This is a genomic window from Micromonospora sp. NPDC023814, assembly GCF_040639595.1.
Classification (GTDB): Bacteria; Actinomycetota; Actinomycetes; order Mycobacteriales; family Micromonosporaceae; genus Micromonospora.
In genome coordinates this window covers 1-21,912 of sequence record NZ_JBFAAF010000094.1, presented here as the reverse complement: position 1 = coordinate 21,912, position 21,912 = coordinate 1, and the positions used below count along the sequence as shown (strand labels likewise).

The following is a 21,912-nucleotide window of genomic DNA, read 5'->3' as shown; positions in this document are numbered from 1 at the left end:
TCCCGGTTGACCCCTATCGAGTACGAGACCATCATGACCCCACTGGCCAGTCAGGCCGCGTGACTAAAACTGTCACCTATCGGTGCAGCAGACCCCTGTGGGGCTGCGGTCGGTGACGATCCGATCAACGCCACCGTCGTCCCTCGGACGGCCAGATACGGCTTGATCGACGTGTACGGGAGGTCGACCGGGCGGACAGTGCCGTCGGGCTCGATGACGACAAGGCGGTGTCGCGGCCCCTCCTGCACTGCCACGACGATCCGTTCGTCGTCGAGGAAGCCGTACGACGCGTAACCCAGCTCCCATGGCTCTGCGGCGCACTCACCCGCGATCGGTGCCACCGCCTTCACCTGGTGGCCGTCCCACCGGTAGAGGTTCCACCAGCCACTACGGTCGGACACGAAGTACAGCGCCCCGTCGGGTCCCCACCGCGGCTCCACCGCCGATGCATCCGGGCCGCCGGCCAGTTTCACCGGGTCCTCGACGACGCCGCGCGGCGAGTAGGAGGCCACCCAGATCTCACACGCGTCCCAGGGCATGTCGCGCTCGCTCCACGCGGCCCAGGCCAACGACTCCGGACCTGGCCGAGGCGCACCGAGAAACCCTCGAGACACGGCGAGAGTCCGCATCTGCGGAGCACCGGTGAGCGATACCGCGACGAGTTCGTCACCCTGTTCCGACTCCCGCACAGCCAGCAACTCGCCGTCACCGATCGTCAGGTCACCGAAGGATCCCTGGCTGACCAAGTCGAGTTCCTCGCCGTGCCGGCGGCTCCGGTAGAGGCCATCTCCGCCGACGCACCACAACGTTTCATCGGTGACAGCGAACGATCCGCCTCCGTACGCGTGGACGCCGCTGCTGATATCGAAGCCCTCCGGGCTGATATCACGCTTGCCCTCGCCGGGCCGCCAACGTGTCACCGTCGCAACCCCGCCGGCTTCGGGGCGAGTCTCCAGCCAGTACAGGCCGCCATCACCGTTACGCAGTTGGTCATAGCTCACCGAGGCGCGGACGGCGTCGTCCACCGACACTGCAGCGATCCTGTCGGCCAGCCTCACGGGTCCTCCTCGAACGACTTCGACGCGCGACCGGACGACAGCGGGCCTCGTCAACCGGTCGTAGGGGCACCGGCAAGGGCCCAGCGAAGGTTTCGGGCCTCCGACCGGCGCGAGCGTTCAGACATGGCCGACTCTACGCCCAAGCGCCTTTACCTGCCGCTGGATGTCCGCTCTCGAACTGCCCATCGCCGGTTCAATCTTGGCGAGTAGAAAGCCGATGCGGACAACTGCTCTTGTCCGCATCTTCGGTATCGACCAAGCCATTCAAATCGAGCGACCATTCGGGGCGTAGGGCCATTCACAGGTGGCACAGCAAGATGGAGAGGACTGTCGTGCCTGTTGCCAGGAGGCTTGCGCTCCTGTTGTTCATTCCGCTGGCGGCGACCCTCGTCTTCGCCGCGTGGGGTGTGGCGTCGACGAGCCGCCAGGCGCTCGGCGCCGACCGATTGCAGTCTTTGGTCGCGGTGTCGGCGAGCGCGGGTGAGGCGATTCATCAGCTCGGCCGGGAGCGCGAGCTGGCGGCCCGTCTGGTATCGGATCCACAGGCAGGCCTGAATGCCTATCTGGAGCAGGTGACAGGTTCCGACCGCGCGGTGAACGCCTACCGGCAACACCGCGACCGGGTGGACCCCACCGGCCTGAGCGAGTTGATTGGGCCGTTCGATGAGCAGCTTCGGTTGTTGCCGGCTCTTCGAGAGCAGGTCAGGGCGCGGTCGACGTCGTTGACGGCGGTCCTGGTCCGGTACCACGTGTTGATCGCGCAGGGTTTGACGGTGCGGGAGAGCGTCGGTCAGGTAGGTGGTGCCGGTGGCGCGGTTGCGGATCGGCTGCGGGTGGCGGCGGCGCTGTCCCGGGCGGCGGAGTACGTGGGTATCCAGCAGGTGTCGGTCGCTACCGGCAATGGTGTGGTGCTGACCCCGGCGGTGCAGGCGGAGTTGGCGGCGACGCGGGCCGGTTACGACGAGGCACTGTTGGCGGTGACGCAGCGGTCGTCGGCACGGTGGCGGTCGTGGTTGGACCAAGCGTTGACCGGGCCGCAGGTGCTGGCGGCGCAGCGTTTCGACGACGAGGTCGCCCGTACCCAGGTCGGGCGGCGTTTGCGGGTCGACGCCAGGGCGTGGACGGCGGCGACGAGCGAGCGCCGTGATCGCCTGCACGAGGTGCAGACCCGCGTTGACGGCGACATCGCTGCGGAGGTGGATCGGCAGCGTACCGAGCAGTGGGTGACCACCGGTGTGTTGTCGGGTACGGCGGTGTCGCTCGTGGCCGCCGCGGCAGCGCTGGCGTGGCGGCAGGGCCGGGCGTTGGCGCGGCGGCTGCGGCGGGTCCGCGACGCGGTCACCCGGGTGGCCGAGCGCGAGCTGCCTGAACTGGTGCGCCGCATCGACGCCGCGGACCCAGCCGATGTGCAGTCGATGCCACCTCCGCCGGCTGCGCTTGCCGCGGCAGCGAGGACGCGGGACGAGGTGGACGAGGTGGCTGCCGCGTTCGACACGTTGGCGTTGAGCACGTACCGGATCTCGACGGACCTGGCCCGGCAGCGACGGGTCGCCTCTGGCGCGGTAGAGGCGGTGGGGCGGCGATGCCAGGGAATGACGCACCGGCTGCTGCGCGAGTTGGACATGGCCGAGCGGGAGGAGAAGGACGCCGCGACATTGGCGACGTTCTTCGCGGTGGACAACCTCGCCGCGCAGTTGTTGCAGTTCGTGCAGAACCTGCTGGTGCTCTCCGGCCGATCGTTGGGGGCGGTGCATCCGCAGCCGGCGGAGCTGGCGACGGTGGCGCAGGCAGCGCAGGGCCGCATCCAGGAGTACCGGCGGGTGAGCCTCGGAGTGATCGACGAGCGAGTCCTGGTGCCGCCGGCCATGATCGACGACCTGGTGCACCTGCTGGCATCGCTGCTGGACAACGCCACCCGCTACAGCCCTGGTGAGGCGCTGGTCACCGGGCACCTGCTAGGTAACCGGGCGATCATCCAGGTCACGGATTTCGGCACGGGGATCAAGCCGGACCTGCTGGAGCGGCTGAACCGGGAACTGGCCGCGCCGACACCGATGATCGAGGTGGAGCACATCCGCCGGCAGGGGCTGGCGACGGTCGCGTTGCTGGCCGCGGCGCACGGCCTGCGGGTGCGACTACTGCCGGGTCAGCCGCACGGCACCGTCGCGGAAGTCGAGATTCCCGCCGAGAAGCTTCTCGTCGCGGTCGCTGAGCCGGTGGCCCTGCCCACCGGGCCGATCGCGGGCCGGCGGGCACCCGGCGGAACCCCGGCGTCCACCCTGACCCTGCCCGCTTCCACCAGCGCGTCCGGCCGGCAGAGCGACCTGCCGCCAACACTGCCCGTTCGACGGGGGTCGCAGGCCCGGCTCACGACCGACAGTCCGACTCAGCCGCTACCGGTTGTCCCGGCCCTGCGGCCGGCACCAGCACGGGAGTCGACGCCTGTGTTCGACGAGGCGGCCCGGCGGCTGCCACCACCGGCGTGGTTCGTCGAGGGCGCGACGGTGCACATGCCGTCGGCTTCAACTCCGTCTCCACCGGCGGACGGCACGGCGACCACGCCCAACGGCCTTCCCAAGCGGCAGCCGATGGCCGCGTTTCATCCGCCTGCCATGCCCGCCGCCGAGCCGTCGCGCCGCCCACCTGGCGGCCTGGCCCGCACGGCAGCCGCCTACCAACGCGGCCTCGGCCGCCGTCCTCCCCAGCCGAAAGGTTCGTGATGAGCAACGATCTGAGCTACCTGCTGAACAACAACCTGGTCGCCCGCGTGCCCGGGATCAGCCAGGCCGTGGCCGTGTCTGCCGATGGGCTGCTGCTGGCCTGGACCGATGGGCTCAATCGGGAAGCCGCCGAACGCCTCGCCGCGGTGGCGTCCGGGATGAACAGCCTGCTCAACGGTGCCGCCCGCAACCTGTCTGCGGGCGGGGTGCAGGGCAACCTGACCGAGCTGGCTCACGGGTTCCTGATCCTGGTCTCGGTGAGCACCGGCGCGTCGCTGCTCACCCTGGCCACCCGCGACGCCGATCTCGCATTCGTCACCGAAGAGCTCGGTCGTTTCGCCGACCAGGTCGGTGACCAGCTCACTCCCGCTTTCGCGGGCGCCCTCGCCGTGGTGGGAGCCGGCCGGCGATGAGCACACGCGCCATCGCGGCCCGCCCACCTGCGGGCGCGCCGCCGAACTTGAAGATCGTGCTGACCGGGCCGTTCGGCGTCGGCAAGACCACCCTCGTCGGGGCGGTCTCCGACATCGCGCCGCTGACCACCGAGGCCGCCATGTCGCCCGGCAACGCCGACGACACCTCCTATGCCCCGGCCAAGACCACCACCACGGTGGCGATGGACTTTGGTCGTCTCGAGGTCGACGGTGTGACTCTCTACGTCTATGGCACCCCGGGGCAGCACCGCTTCTGGTTCATGTGGGACGCCATCGTCCGTGGCGCCGCGGGCTCGGTGGTCCTTGTCGACACCCGTCGGCTGCAGGACTCGTTTCGGCACCTCGACTACGTCGACCACGTCCGGCTGCCCTACGTCGTCGCGGTCAACCAGTTCCCCGACGCCCGTCCCTACCCCGTCTCCGCGATCCGTGAAGCCCTCGCACTGACTGCGGACGTGCCGATCGTCGGCATCGACGCCCGCGACCGCGACAGCGTCCGCCGGCTGCTGATCGCGCTCGTCGAGCACGTTCTCACCCGCGCCACGCCTCGCTCGGCGGCCACGCAGTCCTGACCCCACGGAACCCGCCCGTCACCCCGCACGAAGGAGCCCTTTCCATGTCTGTTCCCCGCCCACGCGCGCGACGCGCACTCGCCGCCCTGACCGTGGCCGGTGTCCTGCTGGCGGGTGCCGCGTGCAGCAGCACCGCCACCGACTCCGGCACGGTCCGTGTCGGTCTGCTGGTGTCGCTGTCGGGCACCTACGCCACCGTCGGCGAGGACATGCGACGCGGCTTCCAGCTCTACCTCGACACGCACGACGGCAACCTCGGCGGCCGGAAGATCGACCTGGTCGTCGGCGATGAGGGCGACGGTCCGGCCACGGCCGTCCCGGCCGCGCAGAAGCTCCTCGAACGCGACCGGGTCGTCGCCCTGACCGGCCTGGTCGGTGGCGCGACGGTCGACAAGGTGCAGACCCTGACCACCGAGCGGATGGTTCCGCTGCTCGGATCGAACGCGAGGCCGGCGTTCGCGCCGGTGGGCGGCAAGCCCCGCGACCTCGGCTACACGTGGCACACCTCCTACAACTCCGACGAGCCCGGCATCGCCATCGCCTCCCACATCAAGTCGCAGGTCGGCGACGGTGAGGTGTACGCGATCGGTCCGGACTACCAGGGCGGCTGGGACGAGCTGCGCGGCTTCACCGACACCTTCACCCGCCTGGGAGGGAGACTCGCCAACCCGGACGGGAAGACGCTGTTCACCCCGTTCCCGGCGACGGAGAACTTCCTGCCGTACCTGAACCGGGCCGCCGAGTCGAAGCCGAAGGCCGTCTACACCTTCTACGCCGGTGCGGCGGCGGTGGCGTTCGTCAAGCAGTACGCCCAGTCCGACCTGCGCGACGTTCCCCTCTACGCCGCCGGCTTCCTCACCGAAGGGTCCGTACTCGCCGCGCAGGGTCCTGCCGCAACCGGGATCCGTAACGTCCTCAACTACAGCCCCACCCTCGGCAACCAGGCGAACCAGGAGTTCGTCGCCGCCTGGTCCGCCGCCGGACACCCGGGGCAGCCGACGACGTTCGCGATGGCCTCCTACGACGCGGCCGCCGTCCTCGACCGGGCGTTGTCCGCCGTCGACGGGCAGGTGACCGGGGAGAAGCTCAACGCCGCGATCGGGCAGGTCGGGCGGGTCGTATCGCCGCGCGGGGACTGGCAGTTCGAGCCCACCGAGCACCGTCCGGTGCAGCGCTGGTACCTGCGCGAGGTCAAGCCTGACGGCCCGGTGCTGTCCAACGTCCTGCTGCAGGACCTCACCACCCTGCCCTGACCGAGACAGCCACAATGAGAGAGGCGCGGTGCGCGTGGACGCCTACCTGATACCCGCCGTCGACGGGGTCGCCTACGGGCTGCTCCTGGCGATTGCCGCCGCAGGCTTGACCGTCGCGTTCGGCGCCGGGGGTGTGCTCAACCTCGCGCACGGCACCCTGATCGCCGCTGGCGGCTACGTCGCCGCTGCCACCAGCTCGGGAACATGGGCCAGCCTCGCCCTCGCCACCGGCTACGCCACCCTCGTCGGGGCCGCCGGTGGTGGGGCGCTCGCCGCCGCGACCGCCGGACTGCGCGGCCGTGGGCATCTCGACCAGGCACTGCTCACCTTCGGTGTCGCGCTCGTCGGCGCGGAACTGCTCACCGCCGCCTACGGCCACGACACCCTGCGACCCCGCCTGCCCGGGGTGCTGGAGACGACCGTGCGGGTTGCCGGGCACCGGTATCCGGTCGACCGGCTCGCCGTGCTGGGCATCGCCGTTCTGGTCGTCGCGGCGGGGTACGTGCTGCTGCACCGCACCCGCGCCGGGCGGCTCATCCGGGCCACGGTCGACGACCGGGCCATGGTCGCCGGCATCGGTGTGAACCCCCGCCTGGTGGACGCGGCGGTGCTGGTGGCCGCCGGGGCTCTCGCCGGTCTCGCCGGGGCGTTGACCACCCCGATCCTCGGCGTCGGCCCGCACACCGCCGACACCACCCTGCTGCTGTCCCTGATCATCGTGGTCTGCGGTGGTCTCGGCTCCGTGCCCGGCGCGCTCGCCGCCGCTCTCGCCGTCGGGCTCGTGCAGACCGTCGGCGTGACGTCCTTCCCCACGGTTGCCCCGTACCTGCTGATCGCCGCCATGGCCGTGGTGCTGCTGGCTCGCCGGACCAGCCTCCCCGGACGGGCATCCGCATGAGCGGTCAACGGCACGACATGTTGACGACGGTGGTGCGGGCGCTAGCGCGACGCGGGCGGCCGTGGGCGGCACCTGGTCTGGCTGCCACGGTGGTGGGCGTTGTGGCGTTGTCACCGGATCCGTACCTGCACGCCACTGCGGCACGGATGCTGCCCCTGGCGGTGTTGGCGGTCAGCGTCGCAGCGGTCACCGGCCACGCGGGCCTGCCCACCCTCGGCCAGACCGCCCCGTACGCGGCCGGCGCCTACACCACCGCCCGGCTCGCCCTCGCCGGCACCGACCTTGCCCCGCTGCACCTGCTGGCGGCGGCCGGAGCGGGAGCACTGACCGCCGGGGTGATCGGCGCGGTGCTGGTCCGCTACCGCGCCACGGTGTTCCTGATGCTCAGCCTCGCCGCCGTGGAACTGACCGCGATCACCGCCGGCCAGTGGCGGACGGTGAGCGGCGGCACCGACGGGCTCGCCGGGATCCCCGCTCCCCGCCTGCTGCCCGGCCTGCCGCCGCTGCTGGCCGACCGCACGGTGCTGCTCTACGCCGCGGTCGTTGCGATCGCCGCGACAACCGTTGCTATGGCGCTGCTCGGCGGTGACCGGCAGACGCTGCTGGCGGCCGTGCGCGCCAACGAGGCCCGCGCCACGGCCAGCGGCCACCGGGTCGCCACCTACCTGTGGGTGGTACATGCCGGCGCGGGCGCGGTGGCCGGCATCGGCGGGGCACTGCTGATCCACACCCACCGGTGGATCACCCCCGCCGACGTCGGATTCACCACCGCCGCCCTCGCCCTGCTCGCCGTGGTCATCGGCGGCGCCATGTCGCTGCCCGGCGCCGCCACCGGCGCAATCGCGGTCCTCACGGTGCGGGACGTGGTCGCCGCCCCGCTGCCCGGCCACGCGCCCCTGCTGCTCGGTGCCCTCTTCGTCGCCGCGGTGTACCTGCTGCCCGGCGGCCTGACCGCCCTTCCCGCGCGACCGGCCAGACTCCCCATCCGTCGTCACCGCCGGCGCTGTCCCGCCCTTCACACGTCCGACGGCCCGGCCCAAACCGCCACCAGGAGCACCCCGTGAGGACCGTCCACCGCATCGACCCCGACGGCGTGCCGTCGCAGCGTAAGCCGGGTGACATCGACCGCGCTCACGGCAACGGCCTCGTCGCGACCGGCCTGCGCTACGCCTACCGACAGCTGACCGTCCTCGACCTGGACACCTTCACGATCGCCCCCGGCGACCGCCACGCCGTCATCGGCCCCAACGGCGCCGGCAAGTCCACCCTGCTGAACATCCTCGCCGGCACCACCCGTACACAGGCCGGCACCATCACCTACAACGGGCAGGCCATCACCCGCCGCAGGGCCGCCTGGCGGGCCCGCGCCGGTATCGGCCGCACCTTCCAACACCCCAGCGTCTACCCGAACCTGACTGTGCTGGACTGCGTGCGCATGGGCGGCTGGCACCACCGCCACCAGCCCGAACGCACGCCCCTGGAAGCCCTCGACCTCGTCGGCCTGCTCGAGTACGCCGACTACCCGGCCGCCGCGCTGTCGCACGGGCACCGCCGCATGCTCGACCTGGCCGTCGCCCTGGCCGGGCAACCCCGCGTGCTGCTGCTCGACGAGCCCGCCGCCGGCCTCACCGACACCGACACCACCCGCCTGCTCGACATCCTCGGCCGTCTGCCCGGCTGGATGGCGGTCGTGCTCGTCGAGCATCACATGGACGTCGTGGCCGCCCTCGCCGACTGGACCACCGTGCTGGCCCACGGCCGCCGCCACACCGACGGCCCCACCGACATCGTGCGCGCCGACCCCGCCGTCGCCGCCCTCTACCTCGGCACCGGGGGTGACGATGCTGCGCATCGGTGACCTCGCCGCCGGCTACCACGCCGACACCCCCGTCCTCCACCACATCAACGTCGATCTGGCGGCCGTCGCCGTGCACACCGTGGTCGGTCCCAACGGCGCCGGGAAGACCACCCTGCTGCACACCCTCGCCGGGCACCTGCGCCCCACCACCGGGTGGGTCCTGCTCGACGGCCGCGACGTGACCGGCTGGACGCCTGTCCGCGCCGCTCGCGCCGGCATCGCCCTCGCCCCGCAGGGGCGGCGCCTGTGGCCGTCGCTGACCGTCGCCGAACACCTCACCGTCACCCGGCCGCCCGCTCGCCGCCCGAACAGCCGCACCTGGACCGTGGACGAACTGCTGGAAATGTTCCCGGCCCTTGGGGCCCGGCTGCGCCACCGTGGCCACCAACTCTCCGGCGGGGAGCAGCAGATGCTCACCATCGCCCGCGCCCTGCGTACCGCGCCGCGGCTGCTGCTGTGCGACGAACCCACCGAAGGACTCGCCCCCGCTATGGCCGCGCATGTCACTCAAGCGTTGCGGGGCCTGCCCCGCCACGGCGTGACCGTCCTCGCCGCTCTCCCGCACGCCCGCGCCGCCGCCGCCCTCGGCGACACCGTCCACGTCCTCGCCGGCGGACGCCTCACCGGACCGATCACCACCAGCGGCGGCCAGGCCGAGCAGGCGCTGCGTGACCACCTCGCCCTGACCTCACCCGCCCTGCCTACCCGTGCGGAGGCACACGGGTGACCCCCGCCACCGCGGCAATGGCGGCCCTGGTGGTGCTGGCCGCCACCGCCGTACCCGCCGCGACAGCGCCAGCACCGCCCCACGCCCAACCTGATGCCAGGCACTGTCCCGCCTCAGCGTCCCCGCAGCCACGCCCTGCAGCGGCGCGCGGCACCACCGGCCACCAGGGCAGCCAGGTGTCCTACCCGCAACCAGCGCACCCCCGGTTGCGGGCGCTGGCCGCACACCTGCGGGTCAGCCCGTGCGACACCGCTACGGGCCCGTATGACCTCGTGCACTACCGGCAGTGGAACAACCCCGCCCGCTACCGGGCGGCGGTACGGGAGGTGGTCCGGTGGCGCGGCGACGACCGGTCCGGCGGCCAACTCGCCACCCAGCACCCCGCCAGCGTCGTTCCGGTCACCCACGACTGGTGGCGTCCCGGCGACCTGTACCACATCGGACTGATCGCCCCCTTCACCCGCACCGACGTGCTGCGGCAAGACCTCGGCATCAACGAGCTCCCACGAGCCGATCCCACGCAGGTGCTGGCGAACCTGGCGTATCTGTCGACCTGGTACAGCCCTCGTCGTGACGGCCGCGCCGCCGCCCTGACCGTTCTGGCCAATCTGAGCCCGCTCACCTACTACCCGCGCGTGTTCGACCGGTCCGGCCGCCCAGGCATCGCCGTCGCTGCCACCAGCGGCGGCCGGCGCGCCCTGCTCGTCCTGCACCCAGACACCGGGGAAGTCCTCGCCTACGAGTCCGCCCACCTGGGTCCCTCCGGGTGGCGCGCGGAGACCTACCTCCTCTACCTCACCACAGCCACGCCACCCGCCGCTGGTGGGAACCCGAAGCCCTCCCCCGGCCAGCCCGCCACCCCGACCCCTGCACCCGCGGCCGCAACAGCACTGGCTGCTGACCACGCCCCTGGCCTGCCACACCACGACGACACGAGGAGCCACTCCATGACGGCCACCGCCCCCACGCAGCGCTACCAGTTCCGCAACAGCCCCCACCAGCTCCATCCCCTGCAGGAGATGCTCGACCCGGTCACCCTCGACGACCTGACCCGCCTGGGCGTCACCGCCGGGCACACCGCCCTCGACGTCGGAGCCGGAGCCGGCTCCATCGCCCAGCATCTGTGTGAACTGGTCGGCCAGGCGGGGAAGGTCATCGCCGTCGACATCGACACCAGCATGCTCAACCCCACCGGCGTTCTCGACGTCTACCAGCGCGACCTGCGCACTCAACCGCTGCCGGTCGAACCCGGCACCATCGACACCGCCACCGCCCGCTGCGTCCTGGAACACCTACCGAACCGGTACCTGCTGCTCCACCAGATGATCAACGCGCTGCGCCCCGGCGGGCACCTCGTCCTCGGCGAGATCGTCTACGCACCCGTGTCCGTGCACGCCCCCGCCGACAGCGACAACGAACTCATCACCCGCGTCGTGCACACCATCCTCGACGTCCTCGCCGGCCGCGGTGTCGACCTGCACTGGGGCGACAAGGTTCCGTCGGTCCTGCTTGCCAACGGCTTCGAGCAGGTCCACACCCGCTGGGCCGCCGAGACCTGGGCCGGGGGCAGCGCCGGGTGCCGCCTGTACGCCGACAACGCCACCCAGCTACGCGACCGGCTCCTCGCCGAAAATCTGTCCCACGACGAGCTCGACCGGTTCGCCGAGCTGATGGCCGACCCGACGGTGCTGGTACGCGGCTACCAGTTCGCATCCACCACCGCCCGCAAGCCCCGCTGAACCTGGCACGCGGGGGCGGCCGAAGCCGGTCGCCCCCGGCTGGGCCGGGAGGTATCGGGCCATGTGCGCGACCCCTCGCCGCGAAGTACCTGGCGGAGCCACACCTCGGTTCTTCATCCAGCCCCAGCACATGTCCTACGCTCCCACGTCACTTGGGCCTGTCTTTCACGCTCGTCGTATGACAGCGCACTGTCCCCGCCGGGCCGGACACGCCGAGACTGCCCGTCACGCCGCCGGGTCGGCGCTGCCCGCTCCGCCCCGACGGGGACTCACCAAGGTCGTCGAGATGAGATCGCCGTTGGGCCAGGCGTCGGCGGCCCTTCCAGATCGCGTTCCCGGCACGAATGGATGTCCGTCAATCCTGACAGCCATCGGTTAGGTGGAAGTGGCGTAACCCCGGACCAAAGGCGGCGACGTGGTCCGCGGTCCCGTGGTGCGCTTTCGATGGCGTGAAACGGCCTTCGCTGACAGTGATGTCGTAGGCGCCCCCGTTGGCGTACTCGGCCAGGGTCCCGGTCACTTGGTGCTCGGCTGCCCAGGCGAGCGCGGCCTCCAGGGTGTCGAACACCCCGGAGGCGTAACGAGCGCGGTCACCATGGAAGATCCAAACGGTGGACCTGAACGCGACACTCCGCTGGTCAGCAGTTGGCCTGCGGTGCAGGCCCTCCGGTGTGAACGAGAACGAGTCAGGGAACATGCCTGGCCGATGGCGCACGGCGAGAACCACCGGTTCGGGGTGTACGCCCTGCAGCCCTGCCCCGGCTGGGGTATCCGCGAAGTCATTCCACAGGTGGAAGCAGGTCAGGTCGTGGCCGGGCTCGGCCGTGGTGTAGGCGAGCGTCTTGGGACAGAAGGGGTTGGTTCCGCCGATCCACAGCGATGGTGGCCCGAAGGTCTCGATGACCTCGGGCAGCGCTCGATCCTGCGTCACCCACTTGCCGACATCGGTACTCAACTGCTCGAGTTCGGCCGCCGACAACGCCCGATCCAGCTCGAGCCAGCCGAGGCGATGGGCGATCTCGGCGTAGACGGAGGCCGTGGCATAAATCCACAGAATGTGCCGCAGCCGACGGTGAAAGCGACGAGGCTGCCGGTGGTTGCCGGAAACCGTGCCGGAGTCGCGGGAAACAGGTGCCAGGCCGGCGTGGGCGGCGAGTTTCGCAGGGCTGTCGTACTCGGTCATGCCGGCGGTGTGGACCAGCAGTTCGGCGGTGAGCAGGGCGCCCATGCCGGGCAGACTCCCGATGATCGGCGCCAGCTGGTGCTGGTCGAGTTGCTCGGCGATGAGGTCGTCGACAGCGGCGATGCGCTGCTCCAAGGCGAGGATCTCGGTGGCCATCTGCCCGACGACTACGGCGGCGGCGCGTTGGCCGGGCAGGGTGACGGTCTGCTGCCGGGCGGCGGCGACCATCGCCTCGGCGACCTGGATGGCGTTCTTGACGTGGCCGCGGCGGAGCAGGGCGGTGATCCGGTCGACGCCGGCGTGCCGGATCGCCGCCGGGGTTTGCCAGCAGGCTAGGACCATCATCGGCCCCTTCCGGTTCAGGTCCACGGCCCTTTCCAGCGCGGGACTGATCCCGGTGAGCAGTTCCTGCAACCGGAAGAGAGTGGCGACGCGCTGGCCGACGAGGTCAGCGCGGTAGCCCGTCAGCACGGTCAACTCGGCGAGGAGCCGGTCGGTGGGTTCCAGGACGGGGATGTCGGGGCGCATGCGGATGGTCTGGGCGATGACCACCGCGTCGCGGGCGTCGGTCTTGTTCTCCCCGGCGAACGCGGCGGCCATGTGGAACGCGACGGTGCCGGAGACGTAGCGGACCTGGACCTGCCGCCGCCACAGCAGGGTCAGTAGCAGCGCCGACAGGCCGGTGGTGACGTCGACCGCCCAGCAGGCTGGCCGGCCGTGCGTCGACACCTCGGCCATGACCGCTAGGAGAGCGGTCTCGTCGTTGGCGACCCGGCGGGAGTAGACGAGCCGACCGTCGCCATCAACGGCGGCGACGTGGTGGTGGGTCTTGCCGATGTCCACGCCGATCCACAGCTTCGCCACCCTCGCGCCTCTCCTTCATTCGATCGGATTTCTGTCGGGCCGTCGTCTGTGGGTTCGGGTTTGCCGGCACCTTCTACGAATGCGATCAGGATCGCGGGTCTCCATCAGCGGTCTACCGAATCTCGCAGACGACGAAGCGGCGGGTGGCATCTCCTACCGTCAGCCAAGCAATCTCGGCGAAACACACGCAGCCATACCCACCCCTCCCGGGCATCGGGGTCTACGGCCAGGAGGGCCGTGCCCGTTCAACCAACGCGTCTGCGAGGCGGGAGCGGGTGGCACCTCGAAGCTCAGCCACGATCACGGCGGAACACACACAGCCATCCCCACTCCCGGCCCCGCGGGCACGGCGACCCAGCCTCCCGCCGTCGCTGGCCGGCGCCTCGGACACGATGTGCGAGAGCCGGGGATCGATCGAGCGCGGGGAAGGCGTACGGCGTGACTGCCCATAACGGGGACGCGGGGCCGCCGTTCCTTGACTGGCCTGATTCCCACGCCAACCATCGCTGCAGCGGCTTGAATGGCGGTGTGCAGGTCAGCAAGGACGGGCGGGACTGGCGCATCGGCGCCGCCGCCGACGTGGGCTGGATCGCTGGTCACACCACTGCCGGTGCCTCGATCACCACCGCCATCCCGCCGGTCTTCGACGCCTACGCCACCACGTACCAGGCCGACGACATCACCGCCGCCGTCTACGAGCACGCCCTGATCGAGGACCTCTCCACGCACACCTCCGACCAGCCCTGGTGGCTGGCCTACCTCGACACCGGCGCCCACGACGTCGTCTTCCCCCACGCCCCGAGGGTGTTCCTCTACTGGAACTGGCCGTACGTGCTGGTCGAGGCCGGTCCCGAGCAAGCTCTCACCTGGCGCACCGATGGTCACATCCGGCACCCGCACGGAGCGCTACCCGACCTGTTCTTCCCCGCCGATCGGTCATGGCTGGTTTCCGCGCTCTGGGACGACACCTGGACCTGCATCGGCGGCCCGGCACCACTGATCCACACCCTCGAACGCGACCCGGTGGCCAACGCCCGCCAGGTCCGACCCGACGAGGACGCGCTGCCACCAGGGCTGACCCGCGGGTGACGGCCCACGCCCGAGGGCCGGGGTCAGCCCTCCACGGGGACTACCGTCGCCACTTCTCGGCGGGTCGGCAACCACTGGTCGATTTGCCGTAGATCCGCCTCCCATCCGAGACCCGCGTAGCAGTACTCCAGTTGGTCCTCGGCCTGAAACAGCGGACGCCTGTCGATCTCCACGCCTCCGACGTCGTAGCTGACCAGTTCCGAGGCGTTGCCGGCCCTGAGCCTGGCGTCGCTGCTCATCAGGCCGAACACGCCTTCGGAGAGCCGGGCTGCCGTGGTGTGGCCGTCACCGTGATCGAGCACGAGCCGGTGGACACGTCGGCTGACCCGGCCGCTGACGCTGACGTCCCCGCCGTCGGACTCGGTGGAGGTCAGCAGCAGTCGCTGCACCGGCCCGGGCAGCCACTCACCGTTCGGCCAGGGCTCGGTGGCGCCCCCGCCGGACTCGCGGTCCGTTCCTGGCGACTCGACGTCGCAGGTGGCGTAGCCGACGTCGTTCATGAACAACACCAGTGCGCGGTCACCGCGCTCTATGGCTACCGCCAGGTCGGCCAAGGACACCGGGACGGGTCGCTCGCTAGGGTTCTGCCGCGTCTGCCGTTGCGGGGAGTTCCACCGCAGGCACCGCACGGCCGCGTCCCGCAGCGTCGGCGACAGCTCCCCGGCCCCCGTGGCCAGCACCTCCACGGTCGATCGCTCCGGCCGGTCCCGCACCACCACCGCGGGGTGAACGATCCGGCCCGGTCCCGCGGTACCTGGATCTACACGGGCCCGACCTCGGTCTGCGCCGTCTTGGCCCCGTGCCCGTTACGGATGTTGGCCCGCCGACCGGTCGTCTTATCGATAGCAGCCTCGTCGAGATGGGCGTCCAGCTCCGCATCAAGTGCTGATTCCAGGACGGTGCGGGTGATCCCGGCGAGGGGTCCACCGGCCCGACCAATGACACTCCGTCGGCTTTGGCCCGCTCGATCAGCTGCTGCGCGAACTCCACCTCCGCCGACGACGGCTAACCTGGGTGATTCATGGTGATCGCCGGAATGTGCTGTTCGCTGGCGTGTAGATGAGCGGAAGTGCCTGCCCTGCAAGGGAAACTTGTGATTGCGACATCTACAGGTTTCTCTTCGAGGGAGGCACTTCCGAGGTGCAGCTTACGGCGTGGTCGCGGGATCTGCGGGTCACTGCGGGTGGTTCGGGTGTGGTGTCGCACGTCGGTGCGGCGCTGTTGCGGTTGCTGGCGGATCGGGCCGGGTTGACCGCAGCGTTGTCGGCGGGGCTGGCCCGGGCCGGTTGGTGGCCGGTGCATGACCGGGGTCGGGTGCTGGTGGACCTGGCGGTGATGATCGCTGACGGCGGGGAAGCGATCGCGGATATCGACGTGCTGCGCCACCAGCAGGAGGTGTTCGGGTCGGTGGCCTCGGACACCACGGTGTGGCGGGCCCTGGATGAGATCGGCGTGGTGCAGCTGCGGCGTATCGCCAAGGCCAGGGCGAGGGTGCGGGCCCGGATGTGGCAGCTGTTCGGCGGCCCGCCGGCGGCGAGGGCGGCCGGGCGGGACATCGGCGCCGGGATCGTCGTGCTGGATGTGGATTCCACGATCGTGATCGCGCACAGCGACAAGGAAGGCGCCGCAGCCACCTATAAGCACACCTACGGGTTCCACCCGATCCTGGTGACCTGCGACAACACCGGAGAGCTTCTCGCCCTGAAGCTGCGGCCGGGCAACGCCGGGGCCAACACCGCCGCCGACCATCTCGAGGTGCTCGCCGAAGCCATCGGGCAGGTCCCCGCACCGCACCGCCGGCACCTGCTCATCCGCGGTGACTCCGCGGCGGCCACCCACGCCGTGCTCGACTGGCTGACCGCCCGCAACACCGCTCGCCGACAAGTGGAGTACTCGCTGGGCTGGTCGATCGGCGAGACCGAACGCGCCGCCATCACCGCCCTGCCCGCCGAGGCGTGGTCGCCGGCGATCGACGCCGACGGCGGTGTGCGTGACGGCGCCGCCGTCGCCGAACTGACCGGCCTGCTGCCTCTGCCCGGCTGGCCGGCCGGGACGCGGGTCGTCGTCCGGCGGGAACGCCCCCACCCCGGCGCCCAGCTGACACTGTTCGAGCACCGGGATGGCTGGCGCTACACCGCCTTCGTCACCAACACCCCGACAGGGGTCTTGCAGTGGTTGGAGGCCCGCCACCGGGCCCACGCCCGGGTCGAGGACCGGATCCGCTGCGCCAAGGACACCGGCCTTCGCCGGCTACCCTCCCGCGAGTTCGCCATCAACGCCGCCTGGTGCATCGCCACCGCGATCGCCGTCGATCTGATCGCCTGGCTGCAGCTCATCGGCCTCGACGGCGACCTGGCCAAGGCCGAACCGAAACGGCTGCGCTACCGGATCCTGCACACCGCCGCCCGCCTCGTGCACGGCCAACGCCGCCGCTGGCTACGCATCCCTGTCACCTGGCCCTGGGCCGAACAGATCACCACCGCGTTCAACCAGATCACGGCCATCCCCGACCCCGGCTGACCCGCTCAGCCACCGCCCCAACAACCCGGAGGACCTCAGGAGACCACGCCCGCCGCCGCGACAGACGGCCCGCCACCATGCCCGGAACCAGGCCACATCGACAAACAGCGATCAGACGTGCCGGGCCGAAGGAGCCGGCGTCAGGCGCGAATCATCGAGGTTAGTCGGCCACGTTGAGAAGGAATTTTTCGTGGCCGCCACCGTTGGCGTTGAATTGGCAGTTGACTATCCCGCCGCCGCCGTCGGTGGGGGCCGTCACCCCGGAGCCGACCATTCGCAGATACACATTCGGGAAGGCCGTCGCCGACTCGAAGGAGAACGAACCGTCCGCCTGGACGTGAAGCTTGAACTTCTCGTAGGGCTCTGCGCCGAATTGGCAGTTGACCGTCCCACCACCAGGTCCTGAGGTGACGGTCGGCAACCCGGCGCCGTCCATGCGCAGATACACGTTCGGAAAGGCCATCGACTCGAAGGAGAACGAACCGTCCGCCTGGGCGCGAAGCTGGAACGTCTCCAAGGGCCCCGCGCCGAATTGGCAGTTGACCGTCCCACCACCAGACCCGGTGAAGGTCGTCACCCCGGTGCCGTCCATGCGCAGATATACATTCGGAAAAAAGGTCGACTGGATCGTGATCGGTGTGTCCCCGAGCGCCGCGAAGTCCGCTACTGACAACGGCATGATGTCCTCTCTTTCTTTTGGGAATATTCATCGGGTCCGGCATCAGGGCAGCCGGATGGTCCTGGTGTTGGGGAAGCTGCCCGGGCACGAGATGGAGGAACCTGTGCCGACCACGACGTATCCCGGTGGGATCGGCGAGACCGAGCAGATGACGGTGGTGGCCGAAGTCGCCGGGGTGCGGATGGTCCAGGTGTTGGGGAAGCTGCCCGGGCACGAGATGGACGAACCCTGGGCGATGATGACGAACCCGCTTGGGATGGCGGAGACCTTGCACATCACCGTGGTCCCCGTGGTGGGCGGGGTGGTGATCGTCCAGGTGTTGGGGAAGCTGCCTGGGCACGAGATGGATGAGCCCTCGGCGATGATGACGTAGCCAGCGGGTATGGGGGAACTCTTGCAGATGGTCGTTGTAGCCGCGTTGGCTGGCGTCGCGGCCGTCGCCGCCGAGACGACCCCGAGGATGACGGCGGTCACCGTCACCATCCCGAGGTGCCGCAGGGACTTCGCCCTTCGCCTACCTGCCTGCGACCGGCGCAGCAGTCGCCGAGCCCATTCCATTCGCGTCATGTTGACCCTTTCGGTAGATCCACAGGTAACTGAGGGAGCTTCGGCCCCGCCGCCCGCCCGCGCTGCGACCACAGCGGTGCGCGCCTCGGCCTGGCAGGATCGTCGAGGACGAGCTGGGCGCTCGGGGCACGGTCCTGGCGATCCTCTCTGGGTCTGTTAGGCGGGGTCGTCGGGCCGATACGTGGCGATGATTTTGGAGAATTCGTACGCCTGTTGTTCGACGTATGTGCATTTGGCGAGGTCGTTGCCGCTGAGGTCCGCGCACTCGGGCAGGGTGCCCTGGTTGCGGTCGCGGGTGGCGTCCCAGCCGGAGAGGCAGCCGAGGTGGCGTTCCTGGGCGAATTCGACGAGTTGGCGCATGTTGTGCAGGGTGAAGATCTTCCCGTTGATGTGGCGGCCGAACATGGGGCAGGCGCCGATGCGGCGCCATACCTTGGCGGGGGCCCAGTCCGGCCAGGCGGCGGAGATCTGGGTGAACATGCCGTTGAGGGCGATGACGCAGCATTCGTAGGCGTCCGGTGGTGAGGTCTGGCCGAATTCCATGAGCATGCCGTTGATCAGGGAGGGTTGGATTCCGGCCCTGGCGAGGCGGTGTAGGAGTCGTACCCCGCCGTCGTTGAAGCCGATGAGGCTTCCGGGTGCCCCGTCGACGGGCAGGGTGTAGGAGACTTTGAGGCTGGGGTGGGCCTGCAGGACTTGGGAGATGGCCGCGACGTGGCGGTCTTGGCCGGCGTCGTTGTGGATGAATCCGCCTTCGAAGTCGAAGTCGAGGTGGTTGACGTTGTAGTTGGCCAGGATCGCTTCGTAGGTCGCGGCGATCTTGACGACGTCGGTTTCCTCTTCTTCCAGGGGCACGTTGGACGCCCCGCCGAAGGACAGGATGGTCTTGCCGTGCCTGGCCGCGAACGCGGCTATGTCGTCCTTGCCGTGGGTGCTGGTGGTGGCGTCGCCGAGGCTGTCGTAGCCGCCCCAGTAGACCTTCTTGTCGCCGCCGGGTTTGGCGACTAGGAATCCGGTGAAGAATCCGTCGATGCCGGACTCGTTGGCGTACTCGGTCAGTTGGGGGTTGGGCCAGGCCGTGTAGTCGACGAAGGGTGCCCGGGGGGCGTCCCAGTCGCCGGGGTCGGGTAGCGGCTCGGTGGTGGAGGCGGTGAAGGATTCGGAGTAGCCGGAGTAGTTGCGGGAGATGTCGTAGGCCCGGACCTGGAACGTGTACGTGGTGGACGGTGCCAGGCCGGACACGGTGGCGTTGGGCCGGGGCGTCGTGATCGTGGCGGTTGGGCCGTCGGCCGGATGGAAGGTGATCTCGTAACCCGCCACGGCAAGGTTGTCGGTGGAGGGGTCCCACTCCAGGCTCAGACTGTGCGCGGCGGCGGCGAGGGCGCGGACCTGGCGGGGTGTGGTGGGTGGCTCGTCGTCGGCGGGCGGGTCGGCGCTGTGGCCATCAACGGTGAAGGTCTGCGGTAGCAGCTTGGGGTCCTCGCCGGCCCCGACGCCACCGTTTTGCATGGCGAGGGTGAACGACTGCGACCCGTGCGCCGGGATGATTTTCTTCTCCGCGACGAGGACACCTTCGATGGTGCGCACTGGTGACTCGGATGGCGTGAAGACGAGTCCGTAGTTGTTGACGATGTGGTGGGCATCGGTGAAGGAGAATGCGATCTTCGGGTCGATGGTGTCTTCATCGGTGTAGTTGGTCAACGTGACCTGAAAATTGGCCCACCACTCGTTGCCGTTGGGTAGCCATTCCGCAACAGCGATGACCATTCCCTGTTCGAGCGCCATACTGTCCTCCCGAGGCTTCTGGCTTGATTTCACAGCGGTTGCAGCGCCGGCAGTCCCGTCCTGCCAGAAGCGCTGGATTGCGCCACCCTGTGTCGCGGTGGCATGCGGCCGGGTCCTGAGCGGTTCAGGGCTCAAGACCCGGCCCTCACGCGAGGGGCTTGGTGTTACGACAGGACGGCGATGTGGAAGCCCAGGTCGGTCAGCGCACCGGCGGAGTTGAAGGTCTGGACGAAGATGCCGTTGGGTACGCCGGCGCGTCCGACGACGGTGATCTCGCCGGGGGCCGAGGCGCCGACGCTGCCGGACAGGCCGATCGTGCCGACGAACGCGGAGCCGGTGAGGTCGTGGCTGAACACCACCTGGTACGTGCCGACACCCAGCCGGGTCGCCGATACCGCCTGGAAGCCCCTGGCGAGGGCGCCGGTGGGTTCGACGACGGCGAAGAACGTCTGCGCGGTGGGCGGCAGTCCCGCGCTTGTGGCGGGGACCAGCGCGACCCGGGCCTGATCGGCTTCGGCCTTGCTGACCGGCGGCTGGGTGCCGTTGCCCCGGCCACCGTTCTGGGATACGCCCTGGCGGGTCGTGTCCGCCGGTGCCGCGGTGGCGACTCCGGCGCCGACGAGTCCGGACAGTGCGAGGGCGGCGGCCAGCCCGAGGGCGATGCGTCGCATCCGCATGAGCAACCTCCATAGAGGGGTGTGAGTGGGTCGAGGGTCAGGCTGCCACCGACGACCGGCCCATGCGTTAACTGGATGTGTCGATGCGTGTTCGGAAAGTGACAGATGGGGGGTGCCTGGGGTGGGAGGATCGGGGGTCACCCCCGGCCGGCGACAAAACCCGTGAGGACCAGCTCCGGGTCGACGGCCCCACCCAGCCCGGCCCCGACCGCGCGCAACGGCACCGTCTGCACCTCGGCGACCGCTTCCTCGGCTGGAACACCACCCACCCCCACCACCCGCACCGAGTCGCCACCTACCGACCGAAGACTTCGACTTCGGCACCAGGGACCTCGACGAGTACGCCGCCACGGCCCGGCTGTTCACCGACGAGCCCGCCACCGTCGCGAGCCCGCCACCGTCGCCGACGCGCTGGCCGAGCTGGCTCGCGAGCACATCACCGCGGCAGACGTCGCCAAGCGGGTGGCCGTCTCCCGAGCCCCGGCCCGGCTCATGCAGCAGATCCTCACCGGCGACGACCAGCCGGTCGGGGCGCCGTACCCGATCACCTACGCCGGCGCCACCGCGCCGCTGACCACCGACCCCGCCTGGCACCGCGCGATCGCCCGCGCTTTGCATCGCGATCTACCCGCCGGCCCCGGCCAGCACTGGCAGATCTGGACCCCCACCGGCTGGACCCGGCTGCCCGACGTGGTCGGCGTCAATCAGAATTTCGGCTGACCATCATCCCCCGCGCCCGGGCCGCCGCCGGCCCGAGCGCGGGACCGCCGCCCGACCAGAGCCACACGACGGGAAGATCACCATCACGACCAGCCGAGCCGGTCTGCGCACGAGCCAAATTAACGATCTTGTGCGCAATTGCCAGGGCTTGTGGGCTGCCGTGATGTGGATCGGTTACCAGGTGATCATGCGGTCGGATACCAGGCTGGCGACCGCGTCAATGGTCTCGGGTAGAAGCTCACGGCGGCCGGTGAAGCGTTGAAGCTGCCGCCACCATTTCAGCTCCGCGATGGCGTGCTCGACGGGGATACGTTGTGAGGACTGGTGTTTACGCTCTGCTTCCCACGCGTGCTGACGTGCCGGTGGTGCGCCGGGGCGTAGTTTCAGCGGCGGAGCGGTGACCTGGTCGGGGTGGTCCTTGGCCAGACCTTGGTAGCCGGCGTCGACCAGCACCGTCACCTGCGGGTAGGCCTCCAGCAGGGCGTCGATGCCCTCGACGCGGGCGGCGGTGGTGTCGTGCATCCGGCCTGGCCGGTGTCCACCGCACCACAGGGTCGCCCCGTACTCGT

The 21,912-nt window shown here is 70.1% G+C and carries 21 protein-coding genes and 1 pseudogene; 13 read left to right on the top strand and 9 right to left on the bottom strand.

The window, feature by feature from the left end:
* Positions 1-95: 95 nt before the first annotated feature.
* Positions 96-746: pseudogene (locus AB0G14_RS31535) on the bottom strand (S9 family peptidase); the annotation flags it as partial.
* Positions 747-1,375: 629 nt separating this feature from the next.
* On the opposite strand from AB0G14_RS31535, the gene AB0G14_RS31530 reads away from it, so the two are divergent.
* From AB0G14_RS31530 to AB0G14_RS31490, 9 genes are all read left to right on the top strand, one after another.
* Complete coding sequence (locus AB0G14_RS31530; protein WP_357703742.1) at positions 1,376-3,778, top strand: nitrate- and nitrite sensing domain-containing protein; 2,403 nt, start codon at positions 1,376-1,378, stop codon at positions 3,776-3,778.
* Positions 3,778-4,191, top strand: a complete 414-nt coding sequence (locus tag AB0G14_RS31525; RefSeq protein WP_357703740.1) for a roadblock/LC7 domain-containing protein — start codon at positions 3,778-3,780, stop codon at positions 4,189-4,191. Before AB0G14_RS31530 ends, AB0G14_RS31525 begins: the two co-directional genes overlap by 1 nt.
* Positions 4,188-4,784, top strand: a complete 597-nt coding sequence (locus AB0G14_RS31520) for an ATP/GTP-binding protein (protein ID WP_357703738.1) — start codon at positions 4,188-4,190, stop codon at positions 4,782-4,784. Before AB0G14_RS31525 ends, AB0G14_RS31520 begins: the two co-directional genes overlap by 4 nt.
* A gap of 44 nt (positions 4,785-4,828) precedes the next feature.
* On the top strand, positions 4,829-6,037 hold the full coding sequence (locus AB0G14_RS31515) for an ABC transporter substrate-binding protein (RefSeq protein ID WP_357703736.1): 1,209 nt from the start codon (positions 4,829-4,831) through the stop codon (positions 6,035-6,037).
* A gap of 28 nt (positions 6,038-6,065) precedes the next feature.
* The gene (locus tag AB0G14_RS31510; protein ID WP_357703734.1) at positions 6,066-6,935 is read left to right on the top strand and encodes a branched-chain amino acid ABC transporter permease; all 870 of its coding nucleotides are present in this window, start codon (positions 6,066-6,068) and stop codon (positions 6,933-6,935) included.
* 101 nt (positions 6,936-7,036) lie between these two features.
* Positions 7,037-7,999, top strand: a complete 963-nt coding sequence (locus AB0G14_RS31505) for a branched-chain amino acid ABC transporter permease (protein WP_357703732.1) — start codon at positions 7,037-7,039, stop codon at positions 7,997-7,999.
* Positions 7,996-8,793: an ATP-binding cassette domain-containing protein gene (locus AB0G14_RS31500; protein WP_357703730.1), complete on the top strand. Its 798-nt coding sequence runs from the start codon at positions 7,996-7,998 to the stop codon at positions 8,791-8,793. Before AB0G14_RS31505 ends, AB0G14_RS31500 begins: the two co-directional genes overlap by 4 nt.
* The gene (locus tag AB0G14_RS31495; RefSeq protein ID WP_357703729.1) at positions 8,777-9,520 is read left to right on the top strand and encodes an ATP-binding cassette domain-containing protein; all 744 of its coding nucleotides are present in this window, start codon (positions 8,777-8,779) and stop codon (positions 9,518-9,520) included. The genes AB0G14_RS31500 and AB0G14_RS31495 overlap by 17 nt, the downstream gene beginning before the upstream one ends.
* A complete protein-coding gene (locus tag AB0G14_RS31490; RefSeq protein ID WP_357703727.1) occupies positions 9,517-11,259 on the top strand; it encodes a methyltransferase domain-containing protein in 1,743 nt (580 codons plus the stop codon). Before AB0G14_RS31495 ends, AB0G14_RS31490 begins: the two co-directional genes overlap by 4 nt.
* Positions 11,260-11,614: 355 nt before the next feature.
* Here AB0G14_RS31490 and AB0G14_RS31485 read toward each other — a convergent pair whose 3' ends face one another.
* Positions 11,615-13,285, bottom strand: coding sequence for an IS110 family transposase (locus AB0G14_RS31485; protein WP_357703744.1), 1,671 nt, complete (start codon positions 13,283-13,285; stop codon positions 11,615-11,617).
* Between the two features lie 549 nt (positions 13,286-13,834).
* On the opposite strand from AB0G14_RS31485, the gene AB0G14_RS31480 reads away from it, so the two are divergent.
* Positions 13,835-14,395, top strand: a complete 561-nt coding sequence (locus tag AB0G14_RS31480) for a hypothetical protein (protein WP_357703725.1) — start codon at positions 13,835-13,837, stop codon at positions 14,393-14,395.
* Between the two features lie 23 nt (positions 14,396-14,418).
* Here the strand turns inward: AB0G14_RS31480 and AB0G14_RS31475 are convergent, their stop codons facing one another.
* Positions 14,419-15,081: a hypothetical protein gene (locus tag AB0G14_RS31475; RefSeq protein ID WP_357703723.1), complete on the bottom strand. Its 663-nt coding sequence runs from the start codon at positions 15,079-15,081 to the stop codon at positions 14,419-14,421.
* Between the two features lie 74 nt (positions 15,082-15,155).
* A complete protein-coding gene (locus tag AB0G14_RS31470; protein WP_357703721.1) occupies positions 15,156-15,479 on the bottom strand; it encodes a transposase in 324 nt (107 codons plus the stop codon).
* Between the two features lie 56 nt (positions 15,480-15,535).
* Here AB0G14_RS31470 and AB0G14_RS31465 point away from each other — a divergent pair, with 56 nt between their 5' ends.
* Positions 15,536-16,915 carry an IS1380 family transposase gene (locus tag AB0G14_RS31465; protein ID WP_357703719.1) on the top strand — a complete coding sequence of 460 codons (1,380 nt, stop codon included), beginning with the start codon at positions 15,536-15,538 and terminating at the stop codon, positions 16,913-16,915.
* 160 nt (positions 16,916-17,075) lie between these two features.
* Here AB0G14_RS31465 and AB0G14_RS31460 read toward each other — a convergent pair whose 3' ends face one another.
* Positions 17,076-17,492 carry a hypothetical protein gene (locus AB0G14_RS31460; RefSeq protein WP_357703717.1) on the bottom strand — a complete coding sequence of 139 codons (417 nt, stop codon included), beginning with the start codon at positions 17,490-17,492 and terminating at the stop codon, positions 17,076-17,078.
* Here AB0G14_RS31460 and AB0G14_RS31455 point away from each other — a divergent pair.
* On the top strand, positions 17,479-17,967 hold the full coding sequence (locus AB0G14_RS31455) for a hypothetical protein (RefSeq protein WP_357703715.1): 489 nt from the start codon (positions 17,479-17,481) through the stop codon (positions 17,965-17,967). The two genes, AB0G14_RS31460 and AB0G14_RS31455, sit on opposite strands and share 14 nt — an antisense overlap.
* 350 nt (positions 17,968-18,317) lie before the next feature.
* Here the strand turns inward: AB0G14_RS31455 and AB0G14_RS31450 are convergent, their stop codons facing one another.
* From AB0G14_RS31450 to AB0G14_RS31440, 3 genes are all read right to left on the bottom strand, one after another.
* Complete coding sequence (locus tag AB0G14_RS31450) at positions 18,318-19,946, bottom strand: fibronectin type III domain-containing protein (RefSeq protein WP_357703713.1); 1,629 nt, start codon at positions 19,944-19,946, stop codon at positions 18,318-18,320.
* Positions 19,947-20,110: 164 nt separating this feature from the next.
* Positions 20,111-20,623: a hypothetical protein gene (locus AB0G14_RS31445; protein ID WP_357703711.1), complete on the bottom strand. Its 513-nt coding sequence runs from the start codon at positions 20,621-20,623 to the stop codon at positions 20,111-20,113.
* A 137-nt stretch (positions 20,624-20,760) separates the two neighbouring features.
* A complete protein-coding gene (locus AB0G14_RS31440; protein WP_357703709.1) occupies positions 20,761-20,892 on the bottom strand; it encodes a hypothetical protein in 132 nt (43 codons plus the stop codon).
* A 193-nt stretch (positions 20,893-21,085) separates the two neighbouring features.
* On the opposite strand from AB0G14_RS31440, the gene AB0G14_RS31435 reads away from it, so the two are divergent.
* Entirely contained in the window at positions 21,086-21,343 is a 258-nt protein-coding gene (locus tag AB0G14_RS31435) for a hypothetical protein (RefSeq protein ID WP_357703707.1), read from the top strand.
* A gap of 174 nt (positions 21,344-21,517) precedes the next feature.
* Here the strand turns inward: AB0G14_RS31435 and AB0G14_RS31430 are convergent.
* A partial coding sequence (locus tag AB0G14_RS31430) for a transposase family protein (protein WP_357703705.1) occupies positions 21,518-21,912 on the bottom strand: 395 nt, incomplete at its 5' end.